General features: G+C 68.5%; 19 protein-coding genes. 12 read left to right on the top strand and 7 right to left on the bottom strand.

Features of this window, described 5'->3' with window-relative positions; translation table 11 throughout:
* Positions 1–27 precede the first annotated feature (27 nt).
* The 3 genes from D1610_RS03855 (at position 28) to D1610_RS03845 (ending at position 4,818) form a co-directional block, all read left to right on the top strand.
* A complete protein-coding gene (locus D1610_RS03855) occupies positions 28–2,691 on the top strand; it encodes a TonB-dependent receptor domain-containing protein (RefSeq protein WP_222926923.1) in 2,664 nt (887 codons plus the stop codon).
* A gap of 58 nt (positions 2,692–2,749) precedes the next feature.
* Positions 2,750–3,322, top strand: a complete 573-nt coding sequence (locus D1610_RS03850) for a MarR family winged helix-turn-helix transcriptional regulator (RefSeq protein ID WP_222926922.1) — start codon at positions 2,750–2,752, stop codon at positions 3,320–3,322.
* Between the two features lie 77 nt (positions 3,323–3,399).
* On the top strand, positions 3,400–4,818 hold the full coding sequence (locus tag D1610_RS03845) for a spinster family MFS transporter (RefSeq protein WP_222926921.1): 1,419 nt from the start codon (positions 3,400–3,402) through the stop codon (positions 4,816–4,818).
* Between the two features lie 2 nt (positions 4,819–4,820).
* Here the strand turns inward: D1610_RS03845 and D1610_RS03840 are convergent, their stop codons facing one another.
* Genes D1610_RS03840 through D1610_RS03830 form a run of 3 tightly spaced genes read right to left on the bottom strand, consistent with a single transcriptional unit; the run spans position 4,821 to position 8,934 of the window.
* On the bottom strand, positions 4,821–5,969 hold the full coding sequence (locus D1610_RS03840) for a CaiB/BaiF CoA transferase family protein (RefSeq protein WP_118862754.1): 1,149 nt from the start codon (positions 5,967–5,969) through the stop codon (positions 4,821–4,823).
* A complete protein-coding gene (locus tag D1610_RS03835) occupies positions 5,966–7,633 on the bottom strand; it encodes an FAD-dependent oxidoreductase (RefSeq protein WP_118862753.1) in 1,668 nt (555 codons plus the stop codon). The genes D1610_RS03840 and D1610_RS03835 overlap by 4 nt, the downstream gene beginning before the upstream one ends.
* Positions 7,630–8,934 carry an MFS transporter gene (locus D1610_RS03830; RefSeq protein ID WP_118862752.1) on the bottom strand — a complete coding sequence of 435 codons (1,305 nt, stop codon included), beginning with the start codon at positions 8,932–8,934 and terminating at the stop codon, positions 7,630–7,632. The genes D1610_RS03835 and D1610_RS03830 overlap by 4 nt, the downstream gene beginning before the upstream one ends.
* Before the next feature lie 157 nt (positions 8,935–9,091).
* Between D1610_RS03830 and D1610_RS03825 the strand changes: the two genes are divergently transcribed.
* Genes D1610_RS03825 through D1610_RS03790 form a run of 8 tightly spaced genes read left to right on the top strand, consistent with a single transcriptional unit; the run spans position 9,092 to position 15,793 of the window.
* On the top strand, positions 9,092–9,529 hold the full coding sequence (locus D1610_RS03825) for an acyl-CoA thioesterase (protein ID WP_182466682.1): 438 nt from the start codon (positions 9,092–9,094) through the stop codon (positions 9,527–9,529).
* Entirely contained in the window at positions 9,513–10,901 is a 1,389-nt protein-coding gene (locus D1610_RS03820; protein ID WP_118862750.1) for a spinster family MFS transporter, read from the top strand. The genes D1610_RS03825 and D1610_RS03820 overlap by 17 nt, the downstream gene beginning before the upstream one ends.
* On the top strand, positions 10,898–11,530 hold the full coding sequence (locus D1610_RS03815) for a glutathione S-transferase family protein (protein ID WP_118862749.1): 633 nt from the start codon (positions 10,898–10,900) through the stop codon (positions 11,528–11,530). Before D1610_RS03820 ends, D1610_RS03815 begins: the two co-directional genes overlap by 4 nt.
* Entirely contained in the window at positions 11,530–12,693 is a 1,164-nt protein-coding gene (locus tag D1610_RS03810) for a CaiB/BaiF CoA transferase family protein (protein WP_118862748.1), read from the top strand. The genes D1610_RS03815 and D1610_RS03810 overlap by 1 nt, the downstream gene beginning before the upstream one ends.
* Positions 12,694–12,695: 2 nt before the next feature.
* Entirely contained in the window at positions 12,696–13,259 is a 564-nt protein-coding gene (locus D1610_RS03805) for a carboxymuconolactone decarboxylase family protein (RefSeq protein ID WP_118862747.1), read from the top strand.
* Positions 13,256–14,125, top strand: coding sequence for an amidohydrolase family protein (locus tag D1610_RS03800; RefSeq protein ID WP_118862746.1), 870 nt, complete (start codon positions 13,256–13,258; stop codon positions 14,123–14,125). Before D1610_RS03805 ends, D1610_RS03800 begins: the two co-directional genes overlap by 4 nt.
* Before the next feature lie 4 nt (positions 14,126–14,129).
* On the top strand, positions 14,130–14,894 hold the full coding sequence (locus D1610_RS03795) for an enoyl-CoA hydratase/isomerase family protein (protein WP_118862745.1): 765 nt from the start codon (positions 14,130–14,132) through the stop codon (positions 14,892–14,894).
* On the top strand, positions 14,891–15,793 hold the full coding sequence (locus D1610_RS03790; RefSeq protein ID WP_118862744.1) for an alpha/beta fold hydrolase: 903 nt from the start codon (positions 14,891–14,893) through the stop codon (positions 15,791–15,793). Before D1610_RS03795 ends, D1610_RS03790 begins: the two co-directional genes overlap by 4 nt.
* A 3-nt stretch (positions 15,794–15,796) precedes the next feature.
* Here D1610_RS03790 and D1610_RS03785 read toward each other — a convergent pair whose 3' ends face one another.
* The 4 genes from D1610_RS03785 to D1610_RS03770 are packed head-to-tail and all read right to left on the bottom strand — an operon-like array spanning position 15,797 to position 19,110.
* Positions 15,797–16,270: a MarR family winged helix-turn-helix transcriptional regulator gene (locus D1610_RS03785; protein ID WP_118862743.1), complete on the bottom strand. Its 474-nt coding sequence runs from the start codon at positions 16,268–16,270 to the stop codon at positions 15,797–15,799.
* Between the two features lie 41 nt (positions 16,271–16,311).
* A complete protein-coding gene (locus D1610_RS03780) occupies positions 16,312–17,616 on the bottom strand; it encodes an MFS transporter (RefSeq protein WP_118862742.1) in 1,305 nt (434 codons plus the stop codon).
* Between the two features lie 43 nt (positions 17,617–17,659).
* A complete protein-coding gene (locus D1610_RS03775; RefSeq protein WP_118862741.1) occupies positions 17,660–18,088 on the bottom strand; it encodes a Saro_0803 family transcriptional regulator in 429 nt (142 codons plus the stop codon).
* The gene (locus D1610_RS03770) at positions 18,088–19,110 is read right to left on the bottom strand and encodes an aromatic ring-hydroxylating oxygenase subunit alpha (RefSeq protein WP_118862987.1); all 1,023 of its coding nucleotides are present in this window, start codon (positions 19,108–19,110) and stop codon (positions 18,088–18,090) included. The genes D1610_RS03775 and D1610_RS03770 overlap by 1 nt, the downstream gene beginning before the upstream one ends.
* An 80-nt stretch (positions 19,111–19,190) precedes the next feature.
* Here D1610_RS03770 and D1610_RS03765 point away from each other — a divergent pair, with 80 nt between their 5' ends.
* Positions 19,191–20,303: a 5-methyltetrahydropteroyltriglutamate--homocysteine S-methyltransferase gene (locus D1610_RS03765; protein WP_118862740.1), complete on the top strand. Its 1,113-nt coding sequence runs from the start codon at positions 19,191–19,193 to the stop codon at positions 20,301–20,303.
* The last annotated feature ends 2 nt before the right edge of the window (positions 20,304–20,305 follow it).

Below are 20,305 nucleotides of genomic sequence, written 5' to 3'. Positions count from 1 at the left end.
AAGCGTTTCGCGTCGCCATCGCGGTTCTTGATCGGGAGTGCCGTCGCCGTTCTGTCGGCCGCCATCGCCTCAGCGCCCGCGACGGCGCAGGCGGTCGCGGAGCCGGTCCAGCAGGATGTGCCGCCGCCGCAGGAAACGGCTGCGCCGTCGCAACCGGACATCATCGTCACCGGCAGCCTGATCCGCGGCGCGGCGCCCGTCGGTTCGCCGCTGATCGCCGTCGGCCGCGAATCCCTGACGGAATCGGGCACCCTCACCGTCTCCGACGCGCTGAAGGAGGTGCCGCAGATCACCGGCCTGGGCGTCGACGAATCGCACCGCGGCGCGCAGGGCGGATCGTCCAACATCTTCTACAACAACCAGGTCAACCTGCGCTCTATCGGCCCGCAGGCGACGCTGACGCTGGTCAACGGACACCGCGCTCCCTCGACCGGCACGGCCGGATACAGCATCGACCCGTCGATCATCCCGACGCTCGCCGTGGAGCGGCTGGAGGTCGTCGCCGACGGCGCTTCGGCCACCTATGGCTCCGATGCGATCGCCGGCGTCGCGAACATCATCACGCGCAACCGTTTCGACGGGCTGGAGGTGAGCGCGCGGCTGGGCGGCGCGGACGATTACAACGAGAATCAGCAAGGCCTGATCGTCGGCAAGCAATGGGCGAACGCAGGCGTGATGCTGGCGTTCGAGCACAGCTATCATAGCCGGCTCGAGGGCGCCGATCGCCCCTATTTCAGATATGACCAGACCGAGTTCGGCGGACGCGATTATCGCCCGAACCAGTGCAATCCCGGCACCATCCTGGTCGGCGGCGTGCGCTACGCCATTCCGGCGGGCGGCGTCACCCCGGACACCGCGGACCTGCTGGTCCCGAACACACGCAACACCTGCGACGTGTGGAACACCCGCACCATCCTTCCCGAACAGGACCGCATCAGCTTTTTCGGCGCGGCGCACTGGGAACCGACCGAAGGCGTGCGGATCTTCGCCGAGGGCTATTATTACGATCGCCGCTTCAACCTGAGCGCCCCCAACACCACGCCGGCGCAGACGATCACCGTTCCAAGCTCCAACCCGTTCTTCGTGCTGCCGCCCGGCGTCGATCCGGCGACCGAAAGCGTCCGGATCGAATATTACGTCCCCGGCGTCGGACCGCAGTTCGTCCACAAGGGGGGCGCGCGGTCGTGGCAGGCGTTCGGCGGCGTCGAGGTCGATCTGCTCGGCGATTTCCGCGCGACGGTGCAGGGCGCGTACGGCAAGGACAAATCGGAAGCCGAATATCCCCAGCTCAATTCCGCCGCGTTGACCGCGGCGCTGAGCGATCCCGATCCGGCGACCGCGCTCAATCCCTTCGCGTCGGGCATCGGCGGCAACAATCCCGCGACGCTCGCCTCCATTTTCAGCAACTATTTCTACGCGCCCGGCGACACCGAGCAGAAATTCGTCGAGGCCAAGGTGGACGGTTCGCTGTTCATGCTCCCGGGCGGGGCGGTGCGGATCGCGGTCGGCGGCACCTACCGCGAGGAAAGCCTCGTCGCGGGCAGCATCGCCGGGCCGCCGGGCGGGATCAGGACCTCGGTCACCTCCGGCGCGCGCGACATCAAGGCGGTCTATGCCGAGGTGCTGGTGCCGCTGTTCGGCGCGGACAATGCGACGACCTTCTTCAACCGCCTGACACTCAACGCGGCGATCCGGCACGAGGATTACAGCGACGTCGGTCCGACCACCAATCCGAAGTTCGGCATCGAGTGGTCGCCGGTCGCGGGGCTCTCGCTGCGCGGCAGCTACGGCACGTCGTTCCGCGCGCCCTCGCTCGGCGAGATCTACAATCCCAATCCCGCGCTCAACGTGAACAACTTCGTCGATCCGCAATCGCCGACCGGGCGGTCGGACGTGCTGGGGTGGAGCGACAACAACCCGGATCTGAAGCCGGAAACCGCCGAAACCTACTCCTTCGGCTTCGAGCTGGCGCCGACCGGCCTGCCGGGACTGCGCGCGAGCGGCAATTATTTCAACATCGATTACGAAGGTCAGATCGCCCGCTACCTGAACGTCAACACGGTGCTGCAGCAGGAAGCCTTCTTCGCGCCGATCATCATCCGCGAATATTCGCAGGAATTCCTGGATTCGCTGGTGGCGCGCCTGCCGGTCCGCAACGGGGTGCTGCCGGCGAACCCGGTCATCATCGACGCGCGCTACCGCAATCTGGGCGCGCTCAAGGTATCGGGCCTGGACGGCACGCTGAGCTATCGCTTCGACACCGGCATCGGCCAGCTGCGCGCGGCGGTCGCGGGCACCTATTTCCTCAACTACGACGTCGCGATCTCTCCGACGTCGGGTTTCGTCAGCCGGCTGGACACGCTCGACTATCCGCAGCGGCTGAACCTTCGCGGGACGCTGGGCTGGTCGCTCGACCAGCTCAACGCCTCGGTGCAGGTCGCCTATACCTCGCCCTATGACAACACGTCGGTCGAGCCGGTGCAGCGGATCAAGGGCAGCACCGTGACCGACCTGCACCTGGGCTACGAGTTCGAATCGAGCGGCGTGCTGAAGAACGCGACGATCGCGATCGACATATCCAACCTGTTCGACGTCGATCCGCCCTTCGCCGATCTGATCGGCGGCTTCGATCCCAACGTCGCCTCCGCGCTGGGCCGCCGGGTGCTGGTCTCGCTCGGCTGGAAGATATGATCCGCAAGCGCGGCGCGCGGGCTTGCCCGCCGCCGCGCGCGAGGCCACAGTCGAGGCGATGACAGGCCGACGATCACCCGCCCCAAGCAAGTTTCCCGTTTCCCCCGTCGCCTCCGGCAAATCGGGCAGGCGTGCGCGGCCGCTCGGCTTCCCGCGCCCCTTCTACCTGATCGCCCAGCTCAACATGGAGGTGATCAACCGCCTCGAACGCGACATGAAGCCCACCGGCATAACGCCGGCGGTCGGCCGCGTGCTCAACGCGATCGCGACGCGCCCGCATATCTCCTCCTCCGAGCTCGCGCGCATGTTCGGCATCGCGCCGCAATCGATCAAACAGTCGATCCAGCAGCTTGAGGACAAGGGGCTGATCAAGCGCACCACGTCGCGCAACGATCAGCGCGTGCTGGGCGCGGAGCTGACCGAGGCGGGGTGGCGCGCCCGCGCCGGCCAGCAGGAGGCGCTGGTCAAGATGTACGCCGAGGTGTTCGACATATTGGAGCCGGCCGAACTCGACGAGCTGGCGCGGCTGCTGATCAAGGTGCTGCTCAATGCGCGCCCGTCCGCGCTGGAATATTATGCCGACCTGGCGCAGGACGTCAGCCGGGCGAAGGCGCGCAAGGCCACCGGCTGACCGCGAATATTGTTATCCTTGAAAACATAAGATAGCCTTCACGATCAGGCGCATCGAGACGCCGATCGGAGGGCGCGATGACGGGTATCAAAAGGGATGCGGCCGGCGAGGATGCAGCCCGCGCGCCGATGGAAACCGATCTCGCGCCCGCCCGGCGCATGTGGACCGGGCGGCAGATCGCCGTGCTGGCGCTGCTGCTCGCCACCAGCGTGTGCAGCTATGTCGATCGCTACATCCTTCCGCTGCTGCAGGAGGTCATCAAGCTAGAGCTCAGCCTGTCGGATTCGGCGCTCGGGCTCGCGACCGGGCCCGCCTTCGCCATGTTCTACGCGCTGTCGGGGGTGCCGGTCGCGCGGCTGGCCGAACGGTTCGACCGGCGCAGGCTGCTGGCGGCGGCGGTGGGATTCTGGTCGCTGATGACCGCGCTCAGCGGAACCGCCACCTCGCTTTTCACCTTGGTCGCGTACCGGTTCGGGGTCGGCGCGGGCGAAGGCGGCGGCGTGCCCACCAGCCATTCGCTGCTGTCGGACCATTTCCCGCGCCACCAGCGCGGCATGGCGATGGCGGTGCTGAGCATGGGCGCGCCGATCGCCGGAATATTGATGCCGCTCGTCGGCGGCTATGTCGCGCATGTCTGGGGATGGCGCGCGGCCTTCTTCGTGCTCGGCGGCGCGGGCCTGATCCTAGCGCTGGTCATCCTGGTCACGTTGCGCGATCCCCGCGTCGAGGGCGCGGCGCCGCGGCCCGAGGCGGCCAACTTCCGGACCGATCTCCGCTGGCTGTTCGGTAGCCCGGCCTTCGTCTGGCTGTTCGTCGCGGGGGCGCTGATGGGGATCGGCCAGGGCGGGTTCGGCACCTTCCTTCCCTCCTTCCTGATGCGGGTCCACGCCCTCGACCTGGTCGAGGCCGGCGCGGTGCTGGGCATCGGCGGCGTGGTCGGCGTGGCGGGGACGTTCATCGGCGGCTATCTGGCCGACCGGTTCGCGGGCGCGCGCGGCCGATCCTATCCGCTGGTCTGCGCGCTGAGCGGCGCGACGACCGGCGCATGCTATCTGGGCGCGCTGTTCCAGTCGGCCTGGCCGGTCGCCTTCGCGCTGCTGATCGTCGCGAGTTGCACGTCCGACATGAAGACCGGCCCCAACTATGCCGCCGTGCAGAACCTGGTGCCGGCGCGGATGCGGGCGACCGCGGCGGCGGTGTTCATGATCGCCGCCACGCTGATCGGCAGCAGCATCGGCCCGCTGCTGGCCGGCATCGTCTCCGACCTGACCGCGAGCGCCGCCTTCCCCGCCGCGTTCGGCGATTTCTTTCGGGCCTGTCCCGGCGGCCGGGCGCCCGAAGGGTCGGCGGCGATGCTGGTCGAGGCGTGCCGCGCGGCGAGCGCGGGCGGGCTGGAGACGGCGCTGAAGCTGATTGCGCTCGCCTATCTGGGCGCGGCGATCGCCTTCTACCTGTGCAGCAGGCACTTTGCGCCGCATGAGGACGACGCGGCCTGAGATCAGATCACCGCGTCCTTCCGCAGCGCCTCGAGGCGTTCCGCCGTCACGCCGAAGCGGCCCAGCGCGGCTTCGGTCTGCGCGCCCAATGCCGGCACCTCGCCGGGCGCAGCGCGGATCGTGCGGCCGCTGAAGGTCGCCCCGGCGGCGCGCTGCGCCTTGCCGCGCGCCTGCGACCAGACGTCGTGGATCATGCCGGCGTCGTCATAATAGCCGCTTTCCACCAGCGATCGCAGCTGCACCACGGCGGCGCTGGGCACGCCCGCGGCGAGCAGCGCGTCCTGCCATTCGACCGCGTCGCGCGCGGCCAACCGCGCCTCGATCGTCTCGCGCAGCGCTTCGGCATTGGCATCGCGCGCGGCCGGGGTGGCGAAGCGCTCGTCGTCGAGCAGCGAGGGCGCGCCCAGCACCTCGGCGAGCTTGCCGAACCAACGCTGGTGCGCCGCCATCACGAACACGCGCCCGTCGCGCGCCTTGAAGCGGCCGACCGCCGGCCGCCGCTTGACCTTGCCGACCCGTTCTCCGGACAATTGCTGGGCGAGCCCCGAGGAGGCGAGCGTCAGCGCGGCGTCGGCCATCGTCACCTCCAGCCGCCGCCCCTCGCCCGTCCGGCGCTGCTCCAGGATCGCCGACAGGATCGCGATCACCGCGCTGGTGCCGGAGAAGATATCGAGCATGCCGATGCCGAGATCGCGCGGATCGGCGTCGTCGTCCAGATACATCGCGCTGAGGCCGGCGGCGGCCTGCACCGACCATTCGACCGCCGGCCACGCCGCGCGCGGACCCGAAGCGCCGAAGCCGCTGATCGAGCAATAGACGAGCTTCGGATTGGCGGCGCGCAGCACGTCCCAGTCGACGCCCAGCTTGCGCGCGGCGTCGGGACGGAAATTCTCGATCAGCACATCGGCGCCGCGCGCCAGATCGTGGAGCAGCGCGCGACCCGCTTCCTGCTTGAGATCGATGGTGACCGACTGCTTGCCGCCGTTCACCGCATCGAAGGTGTCGGGCGCGAAATCGCGGAAGTCGTCGCCGACCCTGGGCGGTTCGACCTTGACGATCTCCGCGCCGAGCAGGCCCAGATGATAGGTGCAGAACGGCCCCGCCAGCGCATGGGTGAGGTCGAGGATGCGGACGCCCTTCAGCGGTGTCATGGATGGCTCTCCTTGGTCTGGCCGGCCGCGCCGCGCAGGCGATCGACCAGCGATGCCGGATCGGCAGGGATGGCGTCGCCGCGCCAGCCGACATGCATGTCCGGCCGCGCGACGACGAAGCGGTGGCGATAGCTGTCCGGCAGTGTCTCGTTCGATAGATCGAGCACAGCCAGCGGCATGCCGACGGCCCGCGCCGCATCCGCCAGGCGCGCGGCGTCCGCGAGACCGGCCGCTTCGGTCACCAGCACGGCGTGATCGGCGCCGATGCGATCGTACAGCGCGGCCCCGGCCGCCAGCGGCAGATGCGGCAGGCGGCATCCGGGCACGGTCGACGGGGTATAGTCGGCCATCGTGTAATCCGGCGGCGCGTCCTCGTCATAACCGATGATCGGCGAGCTATCGTAGAAATAGCCGAAATTGAGCCCTGCGCAGGCGAATTGCTGGACGTTGAGGCGATAGGCCGCCTCACCGACGCGCGCGCGCGCGGCCGCGCCTTCCGGCGTGTCCTCCTCGATCTCCTCCGGCAGCGTGGTGCGTTCGCGGATCGCCCGTTCGGCATGGCTCATCGCGAAGCGCGACACCTGCTCCGTGATCGGCTGACGTTCAGCCACATAGGCGTCAAGGATCCCGGCGGGCGCCCACCCGGCGATATGCGCGGCGAGCAGCCAGCTGAGCCCCAGCCCGTCGGCGATGCCCGCGTTCATGCCATAGCCGCCATAGGGCACCCACAGATGCGCGGCGTCACCGCATAGGAATATCCGGCGGTCGCGGAACCGATCGGCGACGAGGCGCCGGCCGACCCAATCCTCCTGCCTGAGGATCTCATAGGGCTCGGCCGGACCGACGCCGAGAATGGCGCGCAGGCAGGCGTCGCGATCCACATCGTCCTCCACCTCGTGCGGCAGCAGATAATTGTGGACCAGCCATTCCTCACGCCCGTCGATCGCGAGCACGGTTCCGGCGCGCTCGGAATTGTAGCAATAGGTCATCCACGCCGGCGGGCGCGGCACCTGCGCAAGCAGGCCGGGCATGCGGATATGGCTGCTCTGCACGCGCTGGATCACCGCGTCGCCCCGCAGCTTTCCGCCGATCGCCTTGCGCACCATCGACCTGCCGCCGTCGCAGCCGATCAGGAATCGCCCGCTGAGGGTCCGCTCGTCTCCCGCGGCTAGATCGCGGATGGCGGCGCGCACGCCGTCGGCGTCCTGCTCGACCGAAAGCGCCTCATGACGGTTGAGGATGCGGACGCCCGGCGTCGCGACGACGTGGCGGAACAGGATCGGCTCGAAATAGATCTGGTTGATGCGGTGCGGCGGCTCGGGCGTCGGCCAATCGACATCGGGACCGACCGGATCGCCGCGCCTGCCGTCGCGCGACGGGATCGGGATGCGCGCCATCTCCCGACCGATCATCCGCGTGCGAAAGGCGATGTCGTGCGGAAAGTCATGGGGCAGGCCGGCATCGCGGACCTCGTCGGCGATGCCGAACCGGCGCAGCGCCTCCATGCTGCGCGCGGAGATGTGATTGCACTTGGCGCTCGGCACCTCCGCCGGCCGCCGCGTCTCGATGACGATCACGCTCGCGCCGCGCCGGGCGAGATCCATCGCGGTGACCAGGCCGACCGGCCCGCCCCCGATGATCAACACGTCGGCATGGTGGCTCATATCCGCAACCTCCGTGGATCGCGAAAGCGGAAGATCGTGACCGCGAGCGCCGCGGCGGCGAACACCAGCGAGATGCCGAAAATGGCGGGATAGCCCGCCCACAGCATCAGCGCGCCGCCGGCAAGCGGCGAAAGCGTGGCGAGCGCGCCCTCGACGGTGGTCGAGATCGCCAGGCGCATCGGCAGATCCTCGCGCGGGCCGAATTCGAGGACGATCAGGAGCGAGCTCATCAGATATCCCGAGGACGCCCCGCCGAGACCGAGAAAGGCGACGAACAGCCAGGCGAGGTCGTCCGACGAGAGCAGCACGACGGTCGCCATGACGCTGAGCGACAGCGACGCGATCAGCGGCGCGCGAAAGCCATGGCGGTCGCCCAGCTGGCCCCAGATCGCGTTGGCGATCATGTCCGCGCCCAGGAAGGCGAACGACAGCAGCCCGACCGTCTTCCCGTCCAGCCCGTGCGCCTGCCCGGCGAACAGGATGTAGAAGGGCGCGGCCAGCCGCGAAGCCATCGTCAGCGACTGGATCAGCAGGAAGGTCTGATAATTGGGATCGCTGCGCACCATGCCGGGCATGCGGCGGATGCGCGCGAGCAATGTGTCCGGCCCGGCCCGCGCGGGGGTGTGCGGCTCGCGCATCACGATCAGCGCGGCGAGGCCGAGCGCGGTCAGCACGAACGACAGGAGGAAGACCATCGAATAGCCGTCGTCACCGCCACCCTCACCGATCAGCAGGCGGCCGGCGGCGTAGGACGTGACCGCGGCGAGCCCACCGCCGCAGACATTGCGCCAGCCCTGAAGGCGGCCGCGCCTGGCGAGCGGAATCACCTTGCCGAACAGGGCCTGGAACGCGACGCGCTGCGCCCCCGTGAAGAAGCCGATCGCGAAGATCAGCACCAGCGCGGCGAACACCTGCACCGCGCCCCTCAGGAAAAACCCCGACAGCGCGAGCAGCAATATCTGGAGGCACATCAGGCCGCCGATGACGAAGGCGCTGGGGCGGACCTGGGTGCTTCGTTCCAGCCGCGCGGCGCCCGCTATCGGCGACAGCATCGTTCCGAGGTAGAGCAGCGAGGCGCCGATTCCGACGACCAGCGTCGATTGAGTAAGCGCAAACAGATAGGCGGGAACGAAGGTGGGCGCGAACACCAGCCGGAAACCAGTCATCCCCAGCATGCCATGGGCGAAATGCGCGGCGTAGTTGCGCGGCAGGTCGCGTTCGATCTGCGCCTCGAACGCCGCATCGTCCCACGCCGGACGCGGGCTTTCCACCAACGGATCGGGGGTGCTCGAAGGCGACATCGCGCGCCTATATCAATAAGTATGACTGCATAACAAGACGGATATAGAATGCTATGTCAAAAAACCATTTTCAAAATGATTGGTTATGTCTCTTGACAATTTGTCGCGCAGAGCCTCCAATCGCCCCGCCGTCCGGGAGAGGCGGCTGGAGAGGATAATGGCGCGCAATCAGTTCTGGATGACCGAGCGCATCCGCGTGAGGTTCACCGAGGTCGATCGGCAGAGCATCGTCCAGAACGGCGCCTATTTCACCTATTTCAGCGTCGCGCTGAACGAATATTTCCGCGCGCTGCCGTTCGATCGCGACGGCGAGAATCCGGGGGCCGGGTTCCACGTCGTCAGCGCCGAGATCCAGTACCGCGCGCCGCTGCGCTTCGACGAGCTGTTCGACATCGGCGCGCGCATCTCGCGCGTCGGCAGGTCGAGCTTCACCATGGCCTACGAGATTTTCCGCGCGGATGGCGAGGACGCCATCATCACCGGCAGCCAGGTCTGGGTGAACACCGATCAGACGACGCGCAAGGCGACGCCACTGCCCGACAGCTTCCGCGACCGGGTCGCCGCGGCGGAGAAGCAGAATGTCGAGTTCGCCTGAGGTCACGGCAGCGGAGCCCGCCCGCACCGGCTGGCGGATGTGGACGCGAACGCAGGTCTATGTGCTGCTGCTGCTCATGCTGCTCAACATGTCGAACTATCTCGACCGCGGCATCATCTCCATCCTGCAGGAGCCGATGAAGCACGATCTCGGGCTGCAGGACTGGCAGCTCGGCATGATCAGCGGACCGGCCTTCGCGCTGCTCTATTCGGTGGCGGGGATCCCGATCGCCCGGTTCGCCGACAGGTCAAACCGCATCACCCTGCTGTCGATCGCGCTCGCCGTCTGGTCGACGCTGACCGCCGTCTGCGGCCTCGCCACCAGCTTCGCCCACCTCGTGCTCGCGCGTATCGGCGTCGGCGCGGCTGAGGGCGCGTGCACGCCGACCAGCCATTCGCTGATCGCCGACACCTTCGAGCCGCGCCAGCGGGGACTGGCGCTGTCGATCCTGACCACCTCGATCCCGGTCGCCCAGCTCATCGCGCCGCTGATCGGCGGGGTGGTCGCGATGACGCTGGGGTGGCGTGCGGCGTTCGTCATCGTCGGCCTGCCGGGCCTCGCGCTCGCGCTGCTGCTGTGGCTGACGGTGCGCGATCCGCGCCATGCCGCGAAGGCGGAGCCGGCCCAGCCCAGGAACTTCTTCGCCGACATGCGGACATTGTTCGCCAAGCGGTCATTCTTCTGGCTGTTCGTCGCGAGCGCCTTCATGGGCATGTCGATCACCGCGACCAACGCCTTCACCGCCTCCTACTTCCTGCGCCAATACCATTTCACGCTCGCCGAAGTCGGCGCGCTGATGGCTGCCGGGCTGGGAATCGCGGGACTGACGGGCACCTTCCTCGGCGGATGGATGGCGGATCGCTACGCGGGCAGCCATGGCCGGTCCTATCCCTGGACCTGCGCGTTCGGGGCGGTGCTCGCCAGCCTGTTCTTCGTCATCGTCTTCACCGCCGACAATTGGCTCCTGGCGATCCCGTTCCTGCTGCTTGCCAACATCTCCACCGATCTCAAGAACGGCCCGAACACCGCGGTCGCGCAGAACATCGCGCCGCCCGGCATGCGCTCGACCACATCGGCGGTGATGATGCTCGCCGTCGTCGCGATCGGCGCGACGCTGGGCCCGCTCATCATCGGCACGGTCAGCGACATCGCAGCGGCGCGCGCCTTCCCCGATCTGCTGGGCGATTTCGTGGCGATGTGCCCCGGCGGCAAGCCGATCGCCGGCGGAGCGGCCTCGCTCGGCGAGGCATGCGCCGCCGCGTCGGCGCAAGGGCTGCGCACCGCCCTGCTGATCCCCTGCGTCACCTATGTGCTGGCGGGGGCGAGCTTCTACATGTGCGGCCGCGTGATCGAGGAACCGCTGGAGAAATGACGCTCACGCTCCACTGGTCGCCGCGCTCGCCCTTCGTGCGCAAGGTGATGGTCGCGGCGCACGAGCGCGGCGTCGCCGATCGGCTGACTTTGGTGCGCAGCGTCGCGATCACCACCGATCCCAATCCCGCGCTGATGGCGGCCAACCCGCTCAACAAGATTCCGACGCTCGAGCGCGATGACGGTCCGCCGCTTACCGACTCGCGCGTGATCTGCGAGTTCCTCGACACGATCGGCGACGCGCCGCCGCTGATCCCGGAGGGCGAAGCGCGGTGGCCGGCATTGCGGCGGCAGGCGATGGCGGACGGCCTGACCGACCTCCTCGTGCTGTGGCGCGGCGAGCGCGGCCGCCCACAGCCGTCCCGGCCCCATCTGGACGCCTATCGCGTCAAGGCCATCGCCACGCTCGATCGCCTCGAGCTGGAAGCCGTCGAGTTTCCCGCCCGGCCCGACATCGGCGACATCGCCGTCGGCTGCGCGCTCGCTTATGCCGACTTCCGCTTCGCCGACCTGGCGTGGCGCGGCGGCCGACCGCGTCTGGCGTCCTGGCAGGCGGGTTTCGATGCGCGGCCGGCGGCGCAGGCCACCGCCATTGTCGACGACGAGGCCAAGCCGATGGCGCCCGCCTGATGCCGGGGCCGCTGGAACATATCACCGTGCTCGATTTGAGCCGGGTGATGGCGGGGCCCTGGGCCGGCCAGATCCTGGCCGATCTCGGCGCAAAGGTGATCAAGGTGGAGCGTCCGCATGAGGGCGACGACACCCGCGCCTGGGGCCCGCCCTTCCTTGCCGGCGACGAGGGGCCGGGCGGCACGTCGGGCTATTTCCTGAGCGTCAATCGCGGCAAGCGTTCGGTCACCGCCGATATCGCCTCCGCGGAGGGCCAGGCCTTCATCCGCGGGCTCGCGGCCGATGCCGATATCGTGCTCGAGAATTTCAAGGTGGGCACGCTGGCCCGCTACGGCCTCGATCATGCGAGCCTGTCGGCGATCAATCCGCGGCTGATCTACGCATCGATCACCGGGTTCGGGCAGGATGGGCCGCGCGCGACGCAACCGGCCTATGACTTCATCATCCAGGCGATGAGCGGGCTGATGAGCATCACCGGCCGCGCCGACGACGAACCAGGCGGCGGGCCGCAAAAGGTCGGCGTGCCGATCATCGACATCATGACGGGCATGTATGCGGCGATCGGCGTGCTCGCCGCACTCGAACGGCGGCGCGAGACCGGCCGGGGCGATCATATCGATCTGGCGATGCTCGATGTCGGCGCCGCCTTCCTCGCCAACCAGGCGATGAACCATCTGCTGACCGGTGCAGTGCCGCGGCGCACCGGGAACCGCCATCCCAACATCCAGCCGCAGAACGTCTATCCCTGCCGCGAAGGCCATCTCGCGCTCGCGGTCGGCAACGACCGGCAGTTCGTGAAGCTGACCGAAGCGCTTGGATGCGCCCACCTCGGCGGCGATCCGCGCTTCGCCACCAATGCCGCCCGGGTGCGCAATCTCACCGAGCTGGAGCCGCTGCTGATCGACGCCTTCGCCGCGCGCTCCGCAGAGGACTGGCAGGAGGCGCTCGACACGGCCGGCGTCCCAGCCTCGCGGATCAACAGCGTCGCCGACGTTTTCGCCGAACCGCAGGTCCGCCACCGCGCCATGGTGCGCCAATTGCCGCACGGATCGGGCGCACAGGTTCCGAGCGTCGTCAGCCCGCTGCGCTTCGCCGGAGCGCCGCTCGCCTATCGCAACGCCGCGCCGCGGCTGGGCGAGGACGATCAGGACCTGGCAGGCTGACGATGGCGCGGATCACGCTCTACGAGAATCTCGCCGACCCGACGCCCGAGCAGCGCGCGATCCACCAAGCCATTCTTGACGGGCCCCGCGGCAAGCTGGTGGGGCCGCTGCGCGCAGTGCTGCGGGTGCCGGCGCTCGCCGGCCCGTGGCAGGAAATCGGCGCCCATCTGCGCTACCGGACCGCCTTGACCCCGCGCCAGTCCGAGCTGGTGATCGTGACGGTCGCGCGGCACTGGTCGAGCGAGCTGGAATGGCAGATCCATGCGCGCGAGGCGGCAGCCACCGGGATCGATGAGCGCGTCATCACCGCGATCCGCGACCGATCGCCGCCGCCGTTCGGCGACGCGCTTGAGGCGGACCTTCACGATTTCACCGCGACGCTGCTCGCGCGCGGCGACGTCGCCGACGCTCTCCACGCCCGCATCACGGCGGCGATCGGCGAGCCGGCGATGGTCGAGCTGGTGGCGTTGATCGGCTATTATTCGATGGTCGCGCTGATGCTGAACGCCCAGGCGATCCTGCCGCCCGACGGCGCCCGTCCGCTGGCCGAGAGCGACCGGCGATGAGCGGCTGGCCGATGCCGACGACGCCCGCCTTCACCGCGCCGCCGGGGGCGTGCGACTGCCACACCCATATCTTCTCGCCCGGCGCGCCGACCGAGGGCGCGCCGGCCTATCCCCTTCCCGCCGCGCCCTTTGCCGCGCATCGCGCGGTGCTCGAAGCGGTCGGGCTGGCGCGCGGCGTGATCGTCCAGCCTTCCGCCTATGGCAGCGATCACCGCGTCCTCGTCGACGCGCTGGCGCGATCGAAGGGCCGGCTGCGCGGCGTGGCCTTGCTGGACGGGGACAGCGACGAGGCCGAATTCGACAGGCTCGATGCCGCGGGCGTCACCGCCGTGCGCTTCGTCGAGGCGCGCGTGCCCGGCACCGGCGCGCGCTATCCGGGCAATGTCGCCATCGCACAGCTCGACGCCCTGCGTCCCCGGCTCGCCGCGCGTGCCTGGCATGCCGAGGTCTGGGCTTCGCTCACCGACGCCGCCGCGATCTGCGACGAACATGGCGGGCGCGGCGTTCCGATCGTGCTCGATCATCTCGCCGGGGCATCGGCCGAGACCGATCCGGACGATCCCGATTTCAGGCGCGTCCTGCGCCATGTCGCCGCGGGCGCCGTCTGGGTGAAGCTGGTGCTGTGCCGCACCGCGCGGCGGCTGGAGGACGCGCTGCCCGCACGCCGGCTGCAGGACGCACTGATCGCAGCGAATCCGGCGCGGCTCGTCTGGGGCACCGATTTCCCGTTCATCCGCAAGGGCGAGGACGCGCCGGACGTCGCCCGTCTGCTCGATCTGATCGCCGACTGGGCCGGACCGCACGCGGGCGCGATCCTGTCCGCCAATCCCGCGGCGCTTTACCGCTTTCCCACTATCGAGGACTGACTGCATGGCTGGAATTCGTATCGAGCAGGACGGACGCATCGCCCATGTGATCATGGACCACGCGCCGGTGAACGCGCTCACGTCCGCGCTTTACGCCGAGCTCGGCGACGTGTTCCTCCGCATGGTCGCGCGCGACGACATCAGCGTCGTCGTGTTGCGGTCAGGATGCGAGAAGGCGTTCTGCGCCGGCAAGGATCTGAAGGAGTTCCTGGGCGCAACGATCGAGGACGATCCCGCCAGCGCCTATAATGTCCGCCGCACGTTCGAGGCGATCCGCCACTGCCCGATCCCGGTGATCGCCGCCGTCGATGGCCCCGCGCTGGGCGCCGGATGCGTCATCGCCGCCTGCGCGGACATCCGCATCGCATCGACCCGCGCGCGCTTCGGCATGCCGGAGATCAATGTCGGGCGCTGCGGCGGCACTGCGCATGTCGGCCGCCTCGTCCCGCAAGGCGCGATGCGGCTGATGTGGTTCACCGGCGATCCGATCGACGCGGCGGAGGCATATCGCATCGGCCTGATCGACCAGCTGGTCGAGCCCGACGCCCTTTCCGGTGCGGTCGACGCGCTCGCCGCCAGGATCGCCGCCAAGAGCCCGCTGGGCCTGCGCGTGGGCAAGAAATCGATGAACGAGGCCGAGGAGCTGCCGGTCGATATCGGCTATGCGCACGAACAGCGCTATTCGACGCAACTGATGCGCAGCGACGACGCCCGCGAGGCGACCCGCGCCATCGTCGAGAAGCGCCCGCCGGTCTTCACGGGCAAATGACCGATCGTCGCGGCGCACTGAAGGCGGCGGCCGGAGCGCTGGCCGCGGCGGCCGTCGCGGAAGGCGCGGCGCAGCCCGCCCGCTGGCGTCCCGAGCCGGAGCAACGCCCCGCACGCCGTCACGCGATCGACGTCGGCGGCACGCGGCTCGATTGCTGGGATACGGGCGGCCCCGGCGAGGCGGTGGTGCTGCTCCATCCCAATACCGGCAGCAACGCTGTCTGGGGCTATCAGCAGCCCGTGTTCGCCGATGCGGGATACCGCGTCATCGCCTATTCGCGGCGCGGCCGAGGGCTGTCGGAGCCGGGATCGGTGGACACCCCGGGAACCGCCGTCGACGACCTGTTCGCCGTACTCGATGCGCTGGAGGTGGAGCGCTGCCACCTGATCGGATCGGCCGCCGGCGGATTTATCGTGCCCGATGCGGCGCTGAGCCGGGCCGAGCGGCTGCGGACGATCACCATCGCCTGCAGCCTTGCCGGTATCGTCGAAGAGCGTTGGCGCAGCGACAGCGCCATGCTCACTCCGCCCGGGTTCCGGCAGATGCCGCCGGATTTCCGCGAGCTGTGCGGTTCCTACCGCTTCGCCAATCCAGCGGGCCGCGCGCGCTGGATCGAGCTGGAGCACGCCGCCACCGCATCGGGCCGACGCGTTGACCAGCCGGCGCGGAACCGGATCGATTTCGCCGCGCTTGGCCGCATCACCGTTCCCGCGCTGATCGTCACCGGCGACGCCGATCCCTATCTTCCCCCGGCACGCGCGCGGGCCTTGGCCGCGATGATACCGCGCGCGCGATCGGCGGTGATCGCCGAGGCCGGGCATTCGGCCTATTGGGAGCAGCCGGACGCGTTCAACCGCACGGTGCTGGATTTCCTCCGCGCCCATGCGGGACGAGGCTGAGGGTCAGGCTTCCTTCGCCTCTATACGGCTGAGCATGGCGATCAGCGCCGTCCTCTCCTTCGCCGAAAGATCGGCGAGGAGGCGCGCTTCATGCGCTTCGATCAGCTTCACGCATTGGGCGACTATTTTCCGGCCGGCCGGCGTCAGGGTGAGCGAGAAGGCGCGGCGATCATCGGCGGCGACCTCGCGCAGGACGAGGTCGCGATCGACCAGCTCGTTGACCAGGCTGACCATGTTGGCCCGCTGGATGCCGAGCGCGCGGCCGACATTTCCCTGATTGATTCGCGGGTTCGCGGCGATGATCGACAGAATGCCGAACAGCACCTGCCGCATGCCCGTTCCCGCCAGGGCGCGCGCGAAATCGTTGGCGAAGACCGACGAGGCGCGGCGCAGATGATATCCGGCCAGGTCGTCAAGAATGCCGAGGGCGATATCGTCGCCATTGCCCGCCCGCGTAGCTATACCCCTGCCCTCCATTGGCGATCCAGGCGGCGACTATAGCGCAAGCGCCCGCGCCCTCAAGCGCTCACCGTCCGTCGGCGCATGCCGAGCAGCGCGATCGCCGCCAGCGCCGATCCCATCGCCATGAGGATCGCCACCGTCGGCAGGCCGTAGCCGGCGGCGAACAGGAAGCCCGCCAGCGCGGGAGCAAGCGCCGATCCCCCCCGCCCCACACCGATGACGAACCCCGTCGCGGTCGCACGGACCCCGGTGGGGAATGTCTGGGCGATCAGCGCGTAGAGCCCGACCACGCCCGCATTGGTGGCGAAGCCCGCCAGCGCGGCGACGGTCGACAGCGCGGCGAGATCGGTCTGCGCGCGGCCGAACACGATCACCAGCGCGGTCGAGAGCAGCATCGCGACGATGGTGAGCGCGAGCAGCCGGATCTTGCCCGTCAGCAGCCCCAGGATCAGCGAGCCGGTCGCGCCGCCGATGCTCGCCCACACCAGCACGCCCGCGGCCTCGGGCGGCGGAAAGCCCATGTCCACCACGATCTTCGGAATCCATTTGAGGATGAAGTAGAAGGTCATGATGTGCGCGAGATAGGCGAGCGTGAGCAGCACCGTCGGGCGCACCAGCACGGGCGAGAAGAGATCGATCAGCGGCGCCTTGCGCGCCGCCGGCTCCGGAGCGGGCAAGACATCGACCGGCGGGTGACCCATCCGCGCGAGCGCCGCGTTGATCCGCTCGAGCGCATCCGGCGGGCGCTGGTGCATCAGGAAGGCGACGGACTCGGGCGCGCGCCACAAGACCAGCGGGATGAACAATATCGAACAGGCCGCGCCGAACACGAACACCGCGCGCCAATCATATATCGACAGCAGCACGGCGGAAATCGATCCGCCGATAATGGTGCCGACCGGATAGCCCGCCGCCATCAGCACCACGGCGAGCGAGCGGTGCTTCGCATTCGCCGCCTCCGCCACCGCCGCGTTGGTCGCGGCGAGCATGCCGCCGATGCCGAGCCCGGTCAGCACGCGCCATGCCGAGAGCATTTCCACGCCGTTCGCGCTCGCGGCGCCAAGCATGCCGACGGTCATCAAGGCGAGACAGGAAAGGATCGTCGCGCGCCGTCCAATCCGATCGGCGATGCCGCCGAGGAACAGCGATCCCACCGCCATGCCGATCAGCTCCATCGACAGCACGATGCCCAACGCCGCGCGGTCGATCCCCCAGTCCGCGGCGATTCCGGGAGAAGCGAAACTGATCGAGAGCACGTCGAACCCGTCGAGCGCGTTCAGCCCGACCATCGTCGCGACGACGCCCCATTGGAAGCGCGACATCGGTTCGCGGTCGATCACCGCGCGCGGATCGGTAGCCATATCCCCTCCAAGGCTCTCCGGTTTGTTATGTCCTTTAACAAGTTCAGCGATAGATGCGCGCGAGCATTTCCTCAAGCGCCGTCAGCTCGGCGTTGTTGAACCGTCCCTTCAGCCATGCCTCATGCTCGGCGATCGCGGTCTTCGCCTGAGCCAGCAGCGCCTCGCCCGCGCCGGTGAGACGGAATGCGATCCGCCGTCCATCGGTGGTGGAGGGGCTGCGCGATACGAACCCGCGCTTCTCCAGGCCATGTACCAGCGCCATCGTCGTCGCCCGGTCCATGTCGAGCGCGCCGGCCAGGTCGGTCTGGGCGAGGTCGGGATGATCCCCGGTCAGCCACAGCACCGACACCTGCTTCTGCGTCAGCCCCAGTCCGGCGAAATGCTCCCCGAAGTGCCGCTGCACGGCGCCATGCGCCCGACGCAGCCTCAGCCCCAGATTCCTGTCGAGTTCGCCGCGGGAGATTTTCGCCATCAGGCCGCCTCGGCCTCGACCAGCCGCTTGATGATCGCCCGCGCCCGAACGCTGCCCTGGTCCATCGAATAGCCGCGCAGCTTCATGTCGGGGTTGACCACGATGCTGCGCTGCTGCGCCTCGAGCACCTCGACATCCTCGTCGAACACCTGGCCCTGCTGCGCCTTGAACCGCGCGGTGAAGCCGGCATCGTCGATGTCGAAGTTGCGCGCCATGCCCCAGAAATAGTGAGTCGTGGTTTCGGTCTCGGGCGTCATGGCATCCACCACGAAACCGCGCACCCCCGAATCGTGCCGCTCGATCGTATCCCCCGCCTCGCTCGGCGAAACCCCGACATCGATCAGCACCGATGAGGGCGGCAGGAAGTGACACACCTGCCAGCGATCGACCGGTCCCGCCGATTTGAGCGCGTCGCGCCAGAAGGGCGGCGGCTCGATTCCCGGCATCCAGCGCCGCACGAGCACCTCCTCGCCGTCCACTACCGTCTCGATCGGCGCCTCGGTGATCTCGTGCTGCCCGATCGACCCCTGGTGCACCCAGGTCTCGTGGGACAGGTCCATGAGGTTATCGATCACCAGCCGGTAATCGCAGGCGATGCGATTATACCCGCCGTCGAACGTCCAGCCCGGTGCGCTGCACGGCCAGAAATCGGGGATCAGCGCCGGATCGGCCTTGGCAGCCTCGCCGATCCACACCCACACGAAGCGATGCTTCTCGACCACCGGATACAGCGTCGCGCACACCGCCTTGGGCACCTTTTCCGACCTGATCGGCATCTCGGTCGCGCACCCGTCCGGCCCCAGCAGCAGCCCGTGGTAGCGGCAACGCACCGAATCGCCTTCCTTGAACCCCATCGACAGCGGCAGCAGCCGGTGCGGGCAGGCGTCTCGCATCGCCACCACGCTGCGGTCCAGCTTGCGATAGAGCATCACCGGCTCGCCGCAGAGGGTGCGCGCGATCGGCGCGCGGTCAACCTCCGAATCCCATGCGGCGACATACCAGCGGTTGGTGATCCAGGTCATTGCCTTCTCCATCATGCTGCAGTATCGATCGTCGCAGCATTTTGTATGTAACACTTACAAATGTCGCAAGGAGAATCCGGATGCCCACGCCCCCCTTCCGCGCCGACCATGTCGGCAGCTTCCTCCGCCCCAAGGCGCTGATCGACGCCCGCGCCGCGTTCAAGGCGGACAAGATCGACGCCGCCGCGCTGCGCGTGGCCGAGGATGAGGCGATCCGCGGCGTGGTCAAATTCCAGGAGGAGCTCGGCCTTCGCGGCATTACCGACGGCGAGTTCCGCCGCACCTATTTCCATACCGATTTCCTGCTCCAGCTCGATGGCGTGGAAGAGGCCGGCGGGACCGCGGTGCATTTCCATCAGCATGGCGGCAAGGAACTGGAATATGCGCCGCCGATAATGAAGATCACGGGCAAGGTGGCGCATGTCCACGACATCCAGCGTCGCGATTATGAGTTTCTGGCAAATGCGACGCGCGCGACGCCCAAGGTGACGATCCCGTCGCCGACGATGCTGCACTTCCGCGGCGGCCGCGAGGCGATCGATGTTGCCGCCTATCCCGATCTCGACGCATTCTACGCCGATCTGTCGGCCGCCTATCGCGCGGAGATCGCCAGCCTCGCCGAGGCCGGCTGCCGCTACCTCCAGCTCGACGACACCAACCTCGCCTATTTGTGCGACGCGACCCAGCGTGAGAATGCCCGGAAGCGCGGCATGGATCCGGACGCGCTGCCGCGCCTCTATGCCCGCATCATCAACGACGCGATCCGGGACAGGCCCGCCCAGATGACCGTCTGCGTGCATCTGTGCCGCGGCAATTTCCGTTCGTCATGGGCGGCCGAAGGCGGTTACGAGCCGGTCGCCGAGGTGCTGTTCAACGAACTCGCGGTCGATGGGTATTTCCTCGAATATGACGATCCGCGCTCCGGCGACTTCGCGCCGCTGCGCCATGTGCCGAAGGGCAAGAGGGTGGTGCTGGGCCTGGTCACCACCAAGCTGGGCGCACTCGAGGAAGCCGACGACGTCAAGCGGCGCATCGACCAGGCCGCACGGCACATGCCGCTGGAGCAGATGGCGCTTTCACCGCAATGCGGCTTTTCCTCCACCGTTCACGGCAACGACATCGCGATCGAGCAGCAGGCGGCGAAGCTGCGGCTGGTGATCGATGTGGCGCGGGACGTATGGGGCGATATCTGAGG

It is taken from the genome of Sphingomonas gilva, assembly GCF_003515075.1.
GTDB lineage: Bacteria > Pseudomonadota > Alphaproteobacteria > Sphingomonadales > Sphingomonadaceae > Sphingomonas > Sphingomonas gilva.
Note: the sequence above shows the minus strand (reverse complement) of the source record. Positions and strands in the feature narration are given on the sequence as shown.

What these genes read in the sequence shown, in the direction of transcription:
- D1610_RS03850 (WP_222926922.1), top strand. Translation starts at nt 2,750, where the DNA reads ATGACAGGCCGACGATCACCCGCCCCAAGCAAGTTTCCCGTTTCCCCC.
- D1610_RS03845 (WP_222926921.1), top strand. Translation starts at nt 3,400, where the DNA reads ATGACGGGTATCAAAAGGGATGCGGCCGGCGAGGATGCAGCCCGCGCG.
- D1610_RS03840 (WP_118862754.1), bottom strand. Translation starts at nt 5,969, where the DNA reads ATGACACCGCTGAAGGGCGTCCGCATCCTCGACCTCACCCATGCGCTG.
- D1610_RS03835 (WP_118862753.1), bottom strand. Translation starts at nt 7,633, where the DNA reads ATGAGCCACCATGCCGACGTGTTGATCATCGGGGGCGGGCCGGTCGGC.
- D1610_RS03830 (WP_118862752.1), bottom strand. Translation starts at nt 8,934, where the DNA reads ATGTCGCCTTCGAGCACCCCCGATCCGTTGGTGGAAAGCCCGCGTCCG.
- D1610_RS03825 (WP_182466682.1), top strand. Translation starts at nt 9,092, where the DNA reads ATGGCGCGCAATCAGTTCTGGATGACCGAGCGCATCCGCGTGAGGTTC.
- D1610_RS03820 (WP_118862750.1), top strand. Translation starts at nt 9,513, where the DNA reads ATGTCGAGTTCGCCTGAGGTCACGGCAGCGGAGCCCGCCCGCACCGGC.
- D1610_RS03815 (WP_118862749.1), top strand. Translation starts at nt 10,898, where the DNA reads ATGACGCTCACGCTCCACTGGTCGCCGCGCTCGCCCTTCGTGCGCAAG.
- D1610_RS03810 (WP_118862748.1), top strand. Translation starts at nt 11,530, where the DNA reads ATGCCGGGGCCGCTGGAACATATCACCGTGCTCGATTTGAGCCGGGTG.
- D1610_RS03805 (WP_118862747.1), top strand. Translation starts at nt 12,696, where the DNA reads ATGGCGCGGATCACGCTCTACGAGAATCTCGCCGACCCGACGCCCGAG.
- D1610_RS03800 (WP_118862746.1), top strand. Translation starts at nt 13,256, where the DNA reads ATGAGCGGCTGGCCGATGCCGACGACGCCCGCCTTCACCGCGCCGCCG.
- D1610_RS03795 (WP_118862745.1), top strand. Translation starts at nt 14,130, where the DNA reads ATGGCTGGAATTCGTATCGAGCAGGACGGACGCATCGCCCATGTGATC.
- D1610_RS03790 (WP_118862744.1), top strand. Translation starts at nt 14,891, where the DNA reads ATGACCGATCGTCGCGGCGCACTGAAGGCGGCGGCCGGAGCGCTGGCC.
- D1610_RS03785 (WP_118862743.1), bottom strand. Translation starts at nt 16,270, where the DNA reads ATGGAGGGCAGGGGTATAGCTACGCGGGCGGGCAATGGCGACGATATC.
- D1610_RS03780 (WP_118862742.1), bottom strand. Translation starts at nt 17,616, where the DNA reads ATGGCTACCGATCCGCGCGCGGTGATCGACCGCGAACCGATGTCGCGC.
- D1610_RS03775 (WP_118862741.1), bottom strand. Translation starts at nt 18,088, where the DNA reads ATGGCGAAAATCTCCCGCGGCGAACTCGACAGGAATCTGGGGCTGAGG.
- D1610_RS03770 (WP_118862987.1), bottom strand. Translation starts at nt 19,110, where the DNA reads ATGACCTGGATCACCAACCGCTGGTATGTCGCCGCATGGGATTCGGAG.
- D1610_RS03765 (WP_118862740.1), top strand. Translation starts at nt 19,191, where the DNA reads ATGCCCACGCCCCCCTTCCGCGCCGACCATGTCGGCAGCTTCCTCCGC.